This is a genomic window from Methylosinus sp. sav-2, assembly GCF_004366495.1.
GTDB lineage: Bacteria > Pseudomonadota > Alphaproteobacteria > Rhizobiales > Beijerinckiaceae > Methylosinus.
In genome coordinates, this window is sequence record NZ_SOEJ01000001.1 from 1242607 (window position 1) to 1254610 (window position 12004).

At 65.1% G+C, this 12004-nt stretch carries 13 protein-coding genes; 4 read left to right on the forward strand and 9 right to left on the reverse strand.

The window, feature by feature from the left end; all coding sequences use genetic code 11:
* Window positions 1–7: 7 nt before the first annotated feature.
* The 3 genes from EDE12_RS05880 to EDE12_RS05890 form a co-directional block, all read right to left on the reverse strand.
* Window positions 8–802: an enoyl-CoA hydratase gene (locus tag EDE12_RS05880; RefSeq protein ID WP_024881069.1), complete on the reverse strand. Its 795-nt coding sequence runs from the start codon at window positions 800–802 to the stop codon at window positions 8–10.
* Window positions 799–2190: a DUF2252 domain-containing protein gene (locus EDE12_RS05885; protein ID WP_026599403.1), complete on the reverse strand. Its 1392-nt coding sequence runs from the start codon at window positions 2188–2190 to the stop codon at window positions 799–801. The genes EDE12_RS05880 and EDE12_RS05885 overlap by 4 nt, the downstream gene beginning before the upstream one ends.
* 150 nt (window positions 2191–2340) lie before the next feature.
* Window positions 2341–2955: a hypothetical protein gene (locus tag EDE12_RS05890; protein WP_026599402.1), complete on the reverse strand. Its 615-nt coding sequence runs from the start codon at window positions 2953–2955 to the stop codon at window positions 2341–2343.
* A 1327-nt stretch (window positions 2956–4282) separates the two neighbouring features.
* Between EDE12_RS05890 and EDE12_RS05900 the strand changes: the two genes are divergently transcribed.
* Together EDE12_RS05900 and EDE12_RS05905 are read left to right on the forward strand one after the other, a co-directional pair.
* A complete protein-coding gene (locus EDE12_RS05900; protein WP_026599401.1) occupies window positions 4283–5227 on the forward strand; it encodes a hypothetical protein in 945 nt (314 codons plus the stop codon).
* A 108-nt stretch (window positions 5228–5335) separates the two neighbouring features.
* Window positions 5336–6061, forward strand: a complete 726-nt coding sequence (locus EDE12_RS05905; RefSeq protein WP_026599400.1) for a HisA/HisF-related TIM barrel protein — start codon at window positions 5336–5338, stop codon at window positions 6059–6061.
* 61 nt (window positions 6062–6122) lie between these two features.
* On the opposite strand, the gene fae (EDE12_RS05910) is transcribed toward EDE12_RS05905, so the two are convergent.
* The 5 genes from fae (EDE12_RS05910) to mch all read right to left on the reverse strand — a co-directional run bounded on the left by fae (EDE12_RS05910) (window position 6123) and on the right by mch (window position 10359).
* Window positions 6123–6689, reverse strand: a complete 567-nt coding sequence (gene fae / locus EDE12_RS05910) for a formaldehyde-activating enzyme (RefSeq protein WP_024881064.1) — start codon at window positions 6687–6689, stop codon at window positions 6123–6125.
* A gap of 258 nt (window positions 6690–6947) precedes the next feature.
* Complete coding sequence (gene fae / locus EDE12_RS05915) at window positions 6948–7457, reverse strand: formaldehyde-activating enzyme (protein WP_018266692.1); 510 nt, start codon at window positions 7455–7457, stop codon at window positions 6948–6950.
* A 137-nt stretch (window positions 7458–7594) separates the two neighbouring features.
* Window positions 7595–8464, reverse strand: coding sequence for a triphosphoribosyl-dephospho-CoA synthase (locus tag EDE12_RS05920; protein WP_026599399.1), 870 nt, complete (start codon window positions 8462–8464; stop codon window positions 7595–7597).
* On the reverse strand, window positions 8457–9428 hold the full coding sequence (locus EDE12_RS05925; protein ID WP_026599398.1) for a RimK family alpha-L-glutamate ligase: 972 nt from the start codon (window positions 9426–9428) through the stop codon (window positions 8457–8459). The genes EDE12_RS05920 and EDE12_RS05925 overlap by 8 nt, the downstream gene beginning before the upstream one ends.
* Entirely contained in the window at window positions 9382–10359 is a 978-nt protein-coding gene (gene mch, locus EDE12_RS05930; protein WP_036291185.1) for a methenyltetrahydromethanopterin cyclohydrolase, read from the reverse strand. Before mch ends, EDE12_RS05925 begins: the two co-directional genes overlap by 47 nt.
* 211 nt (window positions 10360–10570) lie before the next feature.
* Here mch and EDE12_RS05935 point away from each other — a divergent pair, with 211 nt between their 5' ends.
* Window positions 10571–10765, forward strand: a complete 195-nt coding sequence (locus EDE12_RS05935) for a hypothetical protein (protein WP_024881060.1) — start codon at window positions 10571–10573, stop codon at window positions 10763–10765.
* Window positions 10766–10889: 124 nt separating this feature from the next.
* On the opposite strand, the gene EDE12_RS05940 is transcribed toward EDE12_RS05935, so the two are convergent.
* On the reverse strand, window positions 10890–11507 hold the full coding sequence (locus EDE12_RS05940; RefSeq protein ID WP_036291181.1) for an FMN-dependent NADH-azoreductase: 618 nt from the start codon (window positions 11505–11507) through the stop codon (window positions 10890–10892).
* Between the two features lie 77 nt (window positions 11508–11584).
* On the opposite strand from EDE12_RS05940, the gene EDE12_RS05945 reads away from it, so the two are divergent.
* Entirely contained in the window at window positions 11585–11995 is a 411-nt protein-coding gene (locus EDE12_RS05945; protein WP_024881058.1) for a helix-turn-helix domain-containing protein, read from the forward strand.
* Window positions 11996–12004: the final 9 nt, after the last annotated feature.

Sequence of the window (12004 nt, forward strand, 5' to 3'; positions counted from 1 at the left end):
CCCCAGCTCATTTCCCATTGAATTTCGGCTCGCGCTTCTCGAGAAACGCCGTGCGGCCTTCTGCATAATCGGCGCTGTCGAAACAGGCTGCGGTGAGCTTCTCGCAGTCTTCCGCCGAGAGCGCATGCGGCAATCCTGCCGCGCGTCTTATCGCCGCCTTCGCCGCGCGGAGAGTGAGCGGCGCATTGGCGGCGATCCCGCGCGCGATCGTCATGATCGTCGCGTCGAATCCGTCTTTCGGCAGCACGCGCGAGACGAAGCGCGCGGCGCGCGCTTCCTCGGCGTTTATGCGCCGCGCGGTGAAGAAGAGATCCATGGCGTTCTGCGGGCCGACGGCGGCGACGACATAGCTCATCGCTTCCGGCGGATAGCCGACGCCGAGCCGTCCCGCCGGAATGCCGAACACGCAAGCCTCCGCCGCTATGCGCAGATCGCAGGCCGCCGCGAGCCCCATGCCGCCGCCCATGCAATAGCCGGCGATCGCCGCGATCACCGGCTTGCCCAGCCGCGACAGCGCGTCGAAAGCCTCGACATTGGCCTGCTCATAGGCTCGGCCGCCTTCCGCCGTCGCGCGCACGGTGGAGAATTCCGAAATATCGGCGCCGGAGCAAAAGGGCAGGGAGGGCGCGCCGGTCAGCACCACGACGCGCACCGTCTCGTCCGCGTCGAGCGCGGCCAGCAGCGGCGGCAATGCGCGCCACATCGAGAAATCGAAAGCGTTGCGTCGCTCGCCATTGTCGATGAGGACGCGCGCGACGCCCTCTGCGATGACGGCGTGCAGCTTCGGTGTCGAATCGCTCATCGGCCTTTGTCGCTCCCTTGCGTTTCGTTTTTCGCCTTGGCGCGCCAGGCGAGGAATTCGGCGTGATCGCATGTGTTGCGCGCCGCGTAGAGCATGGCGAAGGACGCCATCGCGTCGTCGAAGGCGGCGCTCTTGCCCATATAGCCGCAGATGATCGCAGGGTCGGCGGAGCGCGCATGCGCGCGCGCCAGCACGCTGCCGCAGAGCGCGGCGTAATCGTCGAGCGCATGCTCCTCGAAGAGCTCCGCGACCGAGCCGAGGCGACGGTTCTTCAAATGGCGCACATAGAAATGCCGGCCGGTGGATTCGTCCTTGGTCCAGCCGAGGAAGAGATCGGTCGAGGCCTGCATCACGCGCTGGCCATGCACGACGCGCTTGCCCTCGGCGTCCTTCCATTGCGCCGCGGCTTCCGGCGCGAGCCGCGCCAGCACGGAGGGGCGCGCTTCCTTCAATTGCAGGAACAATGGCTCGTCGTCGGCGGTGGCGAAGAGGCCGATGGCGCAGAATGTGCCGACGCTGCCGATGCCCACGACCTTGAACGCAGTGTCGGTCAGCGCATAGCGGCGCAGCAGCGCGACGACCTCCGGATTGAGCGTCGCGCCGCAGCTCGTGAAAGTCGCGGGTATGTCGAAACGCGTGGCGTCGCAGCCGCCATTGCCGATGTGATAGATGAGCGGCGGCCGCTCCTCTATGCGCAGGCCCATGGGCGTCGATTCGAGATGCGGGAAATTATCGTCCTCGCGATCGGGCCGCGTCGCGGCGACGAGACCGCGCAATTTGCGCGCGAGCCGCTCGTGGAGCCCATCCGCGACATGGACGAGATCGATGCGGTCGCGCCACGCCTTCAGCGGCGACAGACGCGAGAGGCCGCGCATATGTCGGCGATAGCCCCGCGCGGCGAGCTCGGCCGCATGGCGCGCGCGCTTTTCCGAGCGGCCGGCGTCCAGAGCGGCGACGGCGAAGCTCGCGCAGAGGCGCCGCAGATCGACGGTGAAGTCGATATTGGGCAGCGTCTCGTCGAAATCATTGATGTCGAAGAGCACATTGCCTTCAGACGACAGAAGCGCGCCGAAATTCATCAAATGGCAGTCGCCGCAAGATTGCGTCGAAAGGCCCGGCGTCGGCAGAGCGGAGAGATCCTGCGCCATGATCGAGGCGGCGCCGCGCAGAAACGAAAACGGCGAATGCGCCATGCGCTCATAGCGAATGGGCAGCAGCGAGGCGACGCGGCCTTCGTCCGTGGCGGCGAGAATAGCAGTGGGGTCGCGCTCGACGGGCGAGAAATCCGCGAGGCTCTCGCGCGGCACGAAGCGCCGCCGCTCCTTGCCGGCGGCATAGCGCTCCACCAAGACCAGACGATGCGAAGGCGCGGCTCCATATTCCTGCATCGCAATTCTCCATGCAATCGAGCAAAAGCGCGTCGCTGGGAGGTCCCTCCCTCACCTCCCCCGAGAGGGGATGGCGAATGCTGCGCGAAATCTCGTTGAAGCGCCGAATCTGGGCCGGGGAGGGGCGCGAGCCGCTTCCCCTCATCGACGTCAATCGATCGCCGCCTCTATGACGCGCGCCAGCGCGCCGAGCCTCTGCTCGATGAGCGCGGGCGTCTCGCAGACATAGGAGAGCGCATGGCGCCGCTCGTCGAAGACGCGCAAATCCCATTGCAGCGCCTCGCTGGCGTCCTTGAGCTTTTGCGCGTCCTGCGTCGGCTTGTCCTGCTCGGCGCGCATGGCCTGCGTCTCCTCGCGCAGCCTCTCGGCGAGCAGCTTCTGCTTGGCGCCATAGCGGTCGAGCCCGGAGAGCACTTCGCGGCGCTCGGCCTCGAGCGTGTCATAGACGCCGGCAAATAGCGCCGTCAGCCGCTCCTTGCGCTTGTCTCCCGTCGCCGCGGCGAAATCCGCGACGAGCTTTTGCGCGGTCTCGATCGGCGTGCGCCGCGCGCTGACGCGGGCCACGAGATCGCCGAGCGCGGAATCCTCGCGCCAGCTCTTGGCGCCGTCGAGCGAGGGGCCGGTCCAGACGCCGGCGACGGCGACGCTCTGCACCTTCACCTGACGGCAGGGCCAATCACTCTGACCCGCCGCCTGCGGCTGCGCATGCGCAGCAAAGGCGCAAGAAAGAGCGAGAGCCAGAGCGGCGGAAAGGTAAGTCTTCATGGGGGAACGATCTGCGGCTGTGAGCGACGGGCCTCGTTTACGCCTTTTCGCCGCGCGCCGCAAAGGCGCGCCGATGCGCCCGGCGCCTCGCGGCGGCGGGGGAGGAAGGGCGGTTCGGGACGCTCCGGCCCCTTTCGGCCGCAGCGCGAAGAGATATTCGTCGGTTCCGGAGCGTCCCGAAACGTGGCTTCGCCTTCTCGTCGACGTCCCGAGGCGTTTTCGGACCCGCGAATCCTGGGTTTTCACATTCAGGACCCGATCGCTTCCGAATGCCTGGGCTCACGGAACGGCTCTCGCTCTCCCTATGGACGGGAGAGAAACGCCGGTCCGGCGACGCGCCGCCTGTCCAGGGACGGGGGTCGCCGTCCCGGATGGAGCCGGCCCCCGCCCGCGTTCCCTGACCCGAGAAACGCGCCCTTGCGTCGGCGGGAGCGAGGGCAGAGATAGGAATATTTTCAGCATGTGTCAAGGGGCGGGCTGTAGGGAGGTTCGGCTTTGACCCTTTCCGGGCGTTCACGATCGAATTTTGCTGCTTGAAAGCGGACCGTCTACAACGCCAGCTCTGCGTGGAGTTCGAGAGATAGGGGAAATTGGCTAAGCCGCGTGTTTACAAAGATATCCGAGCAACGAAACCAGCAGCAGACCATAAGTTCATGATTGATACGCCAGAAAATCTCTCGGATTTAGCGCACAGAGTTTGTGAGCTGGGCTGGTTGCCTATGCGTGCCTCGTTGTCGCACGACCGCTTCGGCGATGAAATCTTAAGCCTCGCTCGTACTCTCGGTGAACCATGCGTGGGTCGCAATGGCCGTCTTTTAGAAAGGCTTGCGCCAAGAGAGTCGAGCAAGGCGAACACGAACTCTCTGAGCGCTACACATGGGGTCTCGGCGTTCCCTCTGCATATCGACGGCGCTCATAAACCCGGGCCACCGCGCTTTGTCATTCTGGCTTGCGAGCGCCCTGGTTCTTTACCCGTGCCGACAATCCTTGCGCGCTTCGACGCGCTTGATCTAACGTCAGCCGAGCGCCACCAGTGCGAAACGGCTCCATTCCTTATTCGCAACGGACGTCGATCGTTCTATTCAACGATTCTAGATACGTCCCGGCCATTCCTCCGCTTCGACCAGGGATGCATGACAGCTCTGAGTGAGGCAGCTTCAGATGTCTTTCGGACCATTGCCGCTCGCCTGGTCAAGCTCGGCCCAACCGTGATTGAATGGGCGGCCGGGGACATTCTTATCGTCGACAATTGGCGCGTCCTCCACGGTCGGGGGCTGCCAAGCTCCACTGCCTCGACTGACCGTCGCCTCATACGTGTGAGCGTCCAATGACAACAAGAAACTTCGCGCTGGCCTTTTCTCCGGACGCACTCATGGGAAAGTCGCGCGCATATATCGTCCGCGCCCTTGCGGCCAAGTCCCGGGGGTCACTGGGCGAGTACCAACTATGGGCCTCACTCGCCCTGGAGTTGCTCGGGAAGTCTGCACTGGCGGGCATTCACCCTTGCTTGATCGCTGATCCACAGAGCTCCGAATCCCTGTTTGCAGCGGCGGGAATGACAGTTGGCACCGACTTGAAAACCATCACTGCCAAAACCGTCTTTGAGCGGCTGACCCATATATCGACTCGCTTCGATAAAAAAACACAGGTCTACTGCCAGAATATGAGTTTGAAGCGGAACGCCGAGCTGCACTCGGGCGAAGCGCCCTTTGAAGCTGCAACTCTCAGTTCATGGGAGGGCCGCTACTGGCACACCGCCGAGATCATCCTGGAGACAAAGAAGCTAACAATCGAGACGTGGCTCGGAGCAGACCAAGCCAAAGCCCCCAAGGAGTTGCTGGCGGAGTACACGCACGCGATTGTCGAGGCGGCGAAGGTCCGTATCGAGACAGCGCGCGAAGCGTTCAGTCAGTTATCCAAGAAAGCGCGGGACGCCGCCTTCTCCAAAGCGGATGCGCTAAGACCTTGGGAATTCTCTCGTAGCTTTCACCTGCTCGCGGACAGCATCTGGGAAACGAAGTGCCCGGCCTGCGGATCGCGGGCATTTCTGGCCGGGGTGAAGTATGCGGAGGAAGTGTCCGAAGACCTCGACGATGAGCATTCTGACGAGGAGACGGTAGACGTCTTTTTCGCCGCCGAGGAATTCCAATGCCCCTCTTGCGGTCTGCATCTCGATAGCCGCGACGAAATCGAAGCGGCGGGCCTCGATATAGAGCACACTGAGATCGAGACGCGACAGCGCGAGTATGAACCTGACTATGGGAATGACTGAATGTCTGGTTCCTGGAACGAAGCAACTTCCGTTTTTGGCGCCTCTCGGAATTTCAAATCGCGGCGCCGCCGTCGCGCGGGCGTGGGTTATCCCTTATAAGGCGCGCCTATGCGGATCATTCCGGTCATCGATCTGAAGGGCGGCCATGTCGTGCGCGCCTTTCGCGGCGAGCGCGCCGCCTATGCGCCGATAGATACGCCGCTCGCCGCCGGCAGCGCGCCGGGGGCGATCGTCGCGGGCTTTTTACGGCTCTTCGATTTCGATACGATCTATATCGCCGATCTCGACGCGATAGAGCGTTGTGGCGATCACGCCGAGGCGATCGACGCGCTGGCGCGGAGCTTTCCGCAAATCTCGTTCTGGGTCGATGATGGCGCCGCATGCGAGCCTGAAGGCTCGCGGTCCGATGCGGCGCCTGGACCGCGAGCCTTCAGGCTCGCTCATGCCGAGCGCAATATCGATCATGTTGTCGGCAGCGAGAGTCTCGCGCAGCATGCCGCTCCCGATCTCTCGCATGACGCGCGCGCGATTCTCTCGCTCGATTTTCGCGGCGACGCTTTTCTCGGGCCGCGCGCGCTTCTCGACGATCCACGGCTCTGGCCGCCGCGAATCATCGCCATGACTCTGGCGCGCGTCGGCGCCTTTGCGGGGCCGGATGTCGCGCTTTTATCCTCGCTGGCGCGCCGCGCGCCGGGCCGGGAAATCTACGCCGCCGGCGGGCTGCGCGATGCGCGCGATCTCGAGGCCTTGGCGCGTATCGGCGTCGCCGGCGTGCTCGTCGCCTCGGCGCTGCATGACGGGCGGCTGTCGCCAGACGATTTGCGTAGAGCATAAAAAGAAAGAGGAGCCGCGGTCGGCGGCTCCTCTTTAGTCGATTGCAAGCCTGCGCTGCGCCTCAGTCGGCGGCGGCGAAGGGGTGCTTGGCGGTCACGCGCTCGGAGAGCACCTTGGTGGCGCTCGGATCGCCCTTCAGCGCGCGGGCGATGGCTTCCTTGGTGGCGCGATAGTTGAAGTCCTGGATCTTCTGGTCGTCATTGGCTTCCCAATGAATGAACACGCCGACCGAGATGAAGAGGTCGTCGGCCTGCTCGATCGGGATGATCCCCTCGGCGACGCTGTCGGCGACGGCCTTGGCGACGCCATATTGCGCCGGGCCGAACATCTGAACCGCCTGCTTGGCGTTCTTGATCGTCACTTTGTTGAAGAGGATCGTGTAGGGCTTGACCAGGAGGTTCGGCGCGACGACGGCGAGAAGCGTCGTGAAGCCGTCCTTATTGTTGACGAGCGCATTGGCGAAAGCCGTTTCGGCGGAGCTGCCGCGCGGTCCGATCAGCAGATCGATATGTGCGACCTCATTGCCCTCGCCGACGAGCGATTCGCCGACCAGCAGCTTGGGGGTCGAGGAGCTGGCGCCGGCCTTCGGAAAGAGGGCGCCCAGAATCTTATCCAGTATCGAAGCCATATTCGATTTCCTTTCGGTCTGTTCGTCACGCCTTGGCGGCGTTGTTCTCGGCCTGCGCGAGGCCCCCCAATCTCGCTGCAACTTCCGTCAGGAAGCCGACTGGTGACGCGCCGACCGCGGATCGATTCGCTTCAATTCGAGTCGACGAAGAGGAGCCGCGGACGGCTCCTCGAAAATCCGGCGACGAGGCGCCGCATCGCAGCGAGGCGACGACGCGCGCGAGGCGCGCCGACGCTCGCCGGCCGAACGAGCGTGAGCTCAGTTCGCGCCGAAAGGATGCTTGACGTCGTTGCGCTTGGCGACGACCTCGGCGGCCTTCGGCTCGCCCTTGACGGCGCGCGCGATGGCTTCCTTCGTGGCCTGATAGTTGTACTCCTGGATCTTCTTGTCGTCGTTGGCTTCCCAATGGATGAACACGCCGACCGAGATGAACAGGTCATCGGCCTCGGCGAGCGGGATCACGCCTTCGGCGACGGAGTCGGCGACGGCCTTGGCGACGCCGGCCTGCGCCGGTCCGAACATCTGAACGGCCTGCTTGGCGTTCTTGATGGTGACCTTGTTGAAGAGGATCGTGTTGGGCTTGGCCAGCAGATTCGGCGCAACGACGGCGAGCAGCGTGGTGAAGCCGTCCTTGTTGTTGACGAGCGCATTGGCGAAGGCGGTCTCGGCCGCGCTGCCGCGCGGTCCGATCAGGAGGTCGATGTGAGCGACTTCATTGCCTTCGCCGACGAGCGACTCGCCGACCAGGAGCTTGTTGATCAGGGCCATGTTTCTTCCTTTCGATAAACTCGACTTATCGCCCACGCGGCTGCCGGCGCGGGCGCCTCCCTCTCCTCGCCGGCGTCAGGCCGAAATGCGGCCGAGCCGGACGAGCCGGTCGCGAGACCATCTCGCGCGGCGCGAACTCAACCATTTTTGTGGACGTTCGGCAAGATGGCGAGGAGATAATCGACAAAAAGCGCGGCGACCGTCAGGTCCGCGCAGGCGCCCGGATTATAGCCGCTTTTTTTGAGAGAATGATCCAATTCCAGAGCGATCCGGAACATGGACTCTCTATCGCGCGCGGCGTCTAGAAGAGAAGCCGCTTCTTGGAAGCGCGTCAAGGTCTCTAGAGCGACTTTTTCGCCGAATTTCCGCTGGATATGCGTGTCGGCAAAATGTCGTGCGTAAGTCATGAAGAGAAGCAGCGTCACCGTCTCGCGATCGCGTCCGCGCGCCCGCGCGTCGCGGATCGCCTCCTGGCCCAGCCCGAAAATGTCAGCGAATCCATTCGCATATTGCCGGGCGACGAGGTCGCGGTCGGCGGCGAGCGCCATGGCGTCGCTCAGCGAAATTTGCGCTGGCGCGGCGACGTCGTGCTGTGGCGCCGAGCCGAGTCCGGCGGGCGAGGCGCGCAGTATGGCGCGGAAAGCGAGATCGGCGTCCGACGAATCGAGCGATTCCAGCGTCGCTGCGAGCTTCTCCGTGAGTCCGCCCTCGCCCTCTCGCAGCGCGGCGTGAGCGAGCGGCGCGCATAAGAGAATAATGCCGAGATTTGTGTTGCAGCCGACGCGCGCCCAGGTCGCGTCCACCGCGCCGAAGATGCGCTCGCCGACGCTCGCGTCCGTCGCGGCGAGATGCGGAGCCGCGGCGGCGGCGCTGGCGATGAAGTCCTGCGCCTCCATGCCATGGCCGGGCGCATATATATGGACATTGCCGGGCTTGGGCGCGGCGAGCTCGTCCTCGCAGGCGGCGATAAAGGCGCGCGCGATCTGCTCCGAAAGGGACTCAGCCATTGGCGCGGCGCGCGGCGGCGCCGATCGCCGCCATTATGTCGCCGGCGATGCGCTCGGCGATCTGATAGGGGGTCACGCTCTGCAGCCCGCTCCATCCCGGCATGCTGTTGACCTCGAGCACCATGGGCAGGCCGTCGGCGCCGCTGATGATATCGACGCCGGCGAAATCCGCGCCCAGCGCGGCGGCGGCGCGCAGCGCCAATTCGCGCTCGCGCGCGCTCGGCTCGCAGGGCGTCGGCTTTGCGCCCTGGCGGATATTGGTGATCCAGCGCCGCGACCGGCGCCGCATCGCGCCGATGATCTCGCCATGGGAGACGAGAATGCGCATATCCTCGTACCAGACGTCCCGCGGCGGGACGAAGCGCTGCAGATAGAAGACGCCGCGCGCCTCCTCCGTCGTCGGCAGATCCTCCTCGCGGCGGATGAGCTTCAAGCCCCAGCCCTGCGCGCCGAACAGCGGCTTCAGCACCAGTGGCGCGAGCCCGCATTCGCTGCGGATGATGCGCAGCGCCTCGCTGCGCGAGCCGGTCACGAAGGTGGCGGGAGTCGGAATGCGCGCGGCGGCGAGCAGAAAGCTCGCGGCCGATTTGTCGGTGCACCGCTCGATCGCGCGCGCACTATTGACCAGCGGAACGCCGAGCGCGCCGAGCGCGTGCAGCACGCCGAGCCGCAGCGTGATCGTCTCCAGCGAGCCGTCGCCGATGGCGCGTACGACGGCGGCGTCCGGCACGCCGCCGTGAAAGCCCGGAATGGCGAGCGCCTGCGGCCGCGTCGTGTCGATCTTGCAGGCGCCGAGCCGCACGGGAATGGCCCGCGCGCCGTGACGCGCGAAGCCCTTGATGAGGCGCTCGACATGCCAGTCGAGCTCGTCGGTGAAGATCGCGATGCGCGGCGCCCCCTCACGGGGGCGCGCGGGCTCAGCCGAAAGAGGCTTCGAGCAGTTTTTCGTCGATGGCTCCGCCACGGAAAGTCTCGCCTGTCTCCACTGCCGTCACGATCGCCTCGGCGGGCGAGAACAGGCTGGGGTCGATCTTGTAGAAGTCGCCCTTATACGCTTTGAAAATTTCCGCGAAAGGCCGTCCGTAGTCGCGTGAGGTCGAGCTCGGCAGTTTCTCGGCCAGCTCCTTGGCCGCCGCCGCCGATCCGCGCACGAAGAGATGGGCGCGGCCGGAATAGATGATCGCGTCATTGGTGCGGCCCATGGCCGTGACGAAATCCGGGTGAGGCGGCGAGAGCGGCGCGGCAGCGATGCCGTCCACAATATGCTCGAGCGGGAATTTCAGCTCATGCGCCTTGTGCAGCGCCACCTCGAGCACGCGGCCGACGACCTGCACGCTGCCGGCGAGGCTCTGCGTCGGCGCATAGACGAAGGCGAGCTTGTCGGGCGAGACACCGCAATCATTGGCGACCTTGGCCACGACGGCCTCCGGCGGCGGCGCGCCGGCCTCGAGCACGATGGTCGAGCGATCGGCAGAATCCTTATAGGGAAGCTCCTGGAATAGCGCCTCCTTGCGCGCCAGCGAGCGGCCGGGGCCGGAGCCGAGCGCGAAGAATTTCTCATGGGAGAGGCTCCAGCCGGCATATTGGCTGGCGAGGCAGGCGACGACCGGATCATTGCTGGAGACGGTGAGCCAGAAGGGCCAGTTCTTCTGGCCCGGAGCCGGCGAGAGCGTGACCTTGCCGAGGCCGCCGAGGCAGATTTCCGTCAGCAGAAGGCCTGCGTCTATGCCGCCCGCCACCTTGGCGCCGGCGTCGATCAGCAGCTCTCCGAGGCTTCCGCGCGAAACGGCGAGGCGATAGCGCTCCGCGCCCGCGACGAGCCTGTCGACGATCTCGCCCGCCAGCGCATTGACGCTCGCCGTGGCGCGCCCGCTCGTATCCAATGTCCCTGTCACGTCTTTTGTCCTCGATTGGGGACCGGCTCCTCGGGCCGGCCGAAATTGCGGCGCGACTTTACTAAGCTTTCGTCCCGGGCGAAAGCCGCGCCGGGCGAAAGGCCTGTCACTCCCCCGTCAAGAGACTCACACGAGAGCATTACACGCGCCTGCTAGGAGAGGAGCCGTGATGCGGCGTCCGAGGGCTTACTCTTCTCGAGGAGAAGCGCAAATGGCCGACAATATCGCGGAAAAGTCCGGCGAGGCCGGCAAGAAGGACAATAACACTGGCAAGCTGATCGTCGGCGGCATAGCCGCGGTCATCGGCGGGGTGGTGGGCTATGGCCTGTTGGGCGGCCCGGCCATCCTCGCCAGCGCAGTGGTTTTCGGTCTCATCGGAGCAGCGCTGGGCTCCGTGTTCGACTGAACGCGTCAGTCGTGTGTGGCGTCGCGAGTCGCCGCCCTTCGGGCGGTTGTGCGGAATTCTAGGACGTAGTCATTTCCCCTTCAGGTCGCGGCCCCACGTTGTTCCGTGGGGCCGTTTTTTTGCTTCAGGCGGCCGCCAGCGCGGCGATGTCGCGGCGGGCCGAGGCCAGCGCCTCCTCCTTCTGCGCCGGGCCGAGGCCGACGCCCTCGGCGCGGACGAAGGCGAAATCGGTGACGCCGAGATTGCCGAAGGTCGTGCGCAGATAGGCCTCCTGATGATCCTGCGCCGAAAGCGTCGCATTGCCCGCATAGAGGCTGCCGCGCGTCGAGACGACGATGACGCGCTTGCCGGTCACGAGGCCTTTGAGCCCGTCGGCCGTATAGGCGAAGGTCTTGCCCGGCACGACGAGATGGTCGATCCAGCCGCGCAATTGCGTGGGAATGGAGAAATTATACATTGGCGCGCCGATCACGACGATATCGGCGGCGAGAAATTCCTCCAGAATCGTGCGGGCGGTGGAAAGCTCGGCCCGCAGCGCCGCATCCTCCGGCTCCGAGCCGGCTCCGCGAGCGAAAAAAAGCGCGCTGGAGAGCATTGGCGGCGCCGCGGCGGCGACGTCGCGATAGACGACCTCGAGACCGGGACGATCGCCGCGCAGCTTCTCCACCAGCTCGGCGGTGAGCCGGCGGCTCAGCGATTTCTCTCCCATAATGCTCGAATCGATCTGCAAAAGGCGGGTCATCCGGCTCGCTCCTGGTATCAAAGGGTAACTTAGGCTAGGTTGCCCCCTGTCGCTGCGGCGCGCAAGGAGGCACATTTTTGGAACGGGGTCACATTCATGTTCCTGCCCAATGCGGGCGCATTGCGGCCATTCTGTCACGCATCGGCGACAAATGGACTGTGCTGGTCGTCGAATCGCTCGGGAACGGGCCTTTGCGGTTCAACGAGCTGCGGCGTCGCATCGGCGGCATTTCGCAGCGCATGCTGACGCTGACGCTGCGCGCGGCCGAGCGCGACGGCTTCGTGACGCGCACCGTCTATCCCATAATTCCGCCCCGCGTCGATTATGAGCTGACGCCGCTCGGCCGCTCCTTGCGCGAGCCGCTGCATAGGCTGGGCGATTGGGCGCTCGAGAATGTCGAGACCATCGAGGAATCGCGGCGCCGTTTCGATGGCGAGGCGGAAAAGCAGGCCGCGGCGCCACGGCCGCAGCGCGCCGTCGGCGCGTGAAGGCGAAAG

What these genes read in the sequence shown, in the direction of transcription:
- EDE12_RS05880 (WP_024881069.1), bottom strand. Translation starts at nt 802, where the DNA reads ATGAGCGATTCGACACCGAAGCTGCACGCCGTCATCGCAGAGGGCGTC.
- EDE12_RS05885 (WP_026599403.1), bottom strand. Translation starts at nt 2,190, where the DNA reads ATGCAGGAATATGGAGCCGCGCCTTCGCATCGTCTGGTCTTGGTGGAG.
- EDE12_RS05890 (WP_026599402.1), bottom strand. Translation starts at nt 2,955, where the DNA reads ATGAAGACTTACCTTTCCGCCGCTCTGGCTCTCGCTCTTTCTTGCGCC.
- EDE12_RS05900 (WP_026599401.1), top strand. Translation starts at nt 4,283, where the DNA reads ATGACAACAAGAAACTTCGCGCTGGCCTTTTCTCCGGACGCACTCATG.
- EDE12_RS05905 (WP_026599400.1), top strand. Translation starts at nt 5,336, where the DNA reads ATGCGGATCATTCCGGTCATCGATCTGAAGGGCGGCCATGTCGTGCGC.
- fae (WP_024881064.1), bottom strand. Translation starts at nt 6,689, where the DNA reads ATGGCTTCGATACTGGATAAGATTCTGGGCGCCCTCTTTCCGAAGGCC.
- fae (WP_018266692.1), bottom strand. Translation starts at nt 7,457, where the DNA reads ATGGCCCTGATCAACAAGCTCCTGGTCGGCGAGTCGCTCGTCGGCGAA.
- EDE12_RS05920 (WP_026599399.1), bottom strand. Translation starts at nt 8,464, where the DNA reads ATGGCTGAGTCCCTTTCGGAGCAGATCGCGCGCGCCTTTATCGCCGCC.
- EDE12_RS05935 (WP_024881060.1), top strand. Translation starts at nt 10,571, where the DNA reads ATGGCCGACAATATCGCGGAAAAGTCCGGCGAGGCCGGCAAGAAGGAC.
- EDE12_RS05940 (WP_036291181.1), bottom strand. Translation starts at nt 11,507, where the DNA reads ATGACCCGCCTTTTGCAGATCGATTCGAGCATTATGGGAGAGAAATCG.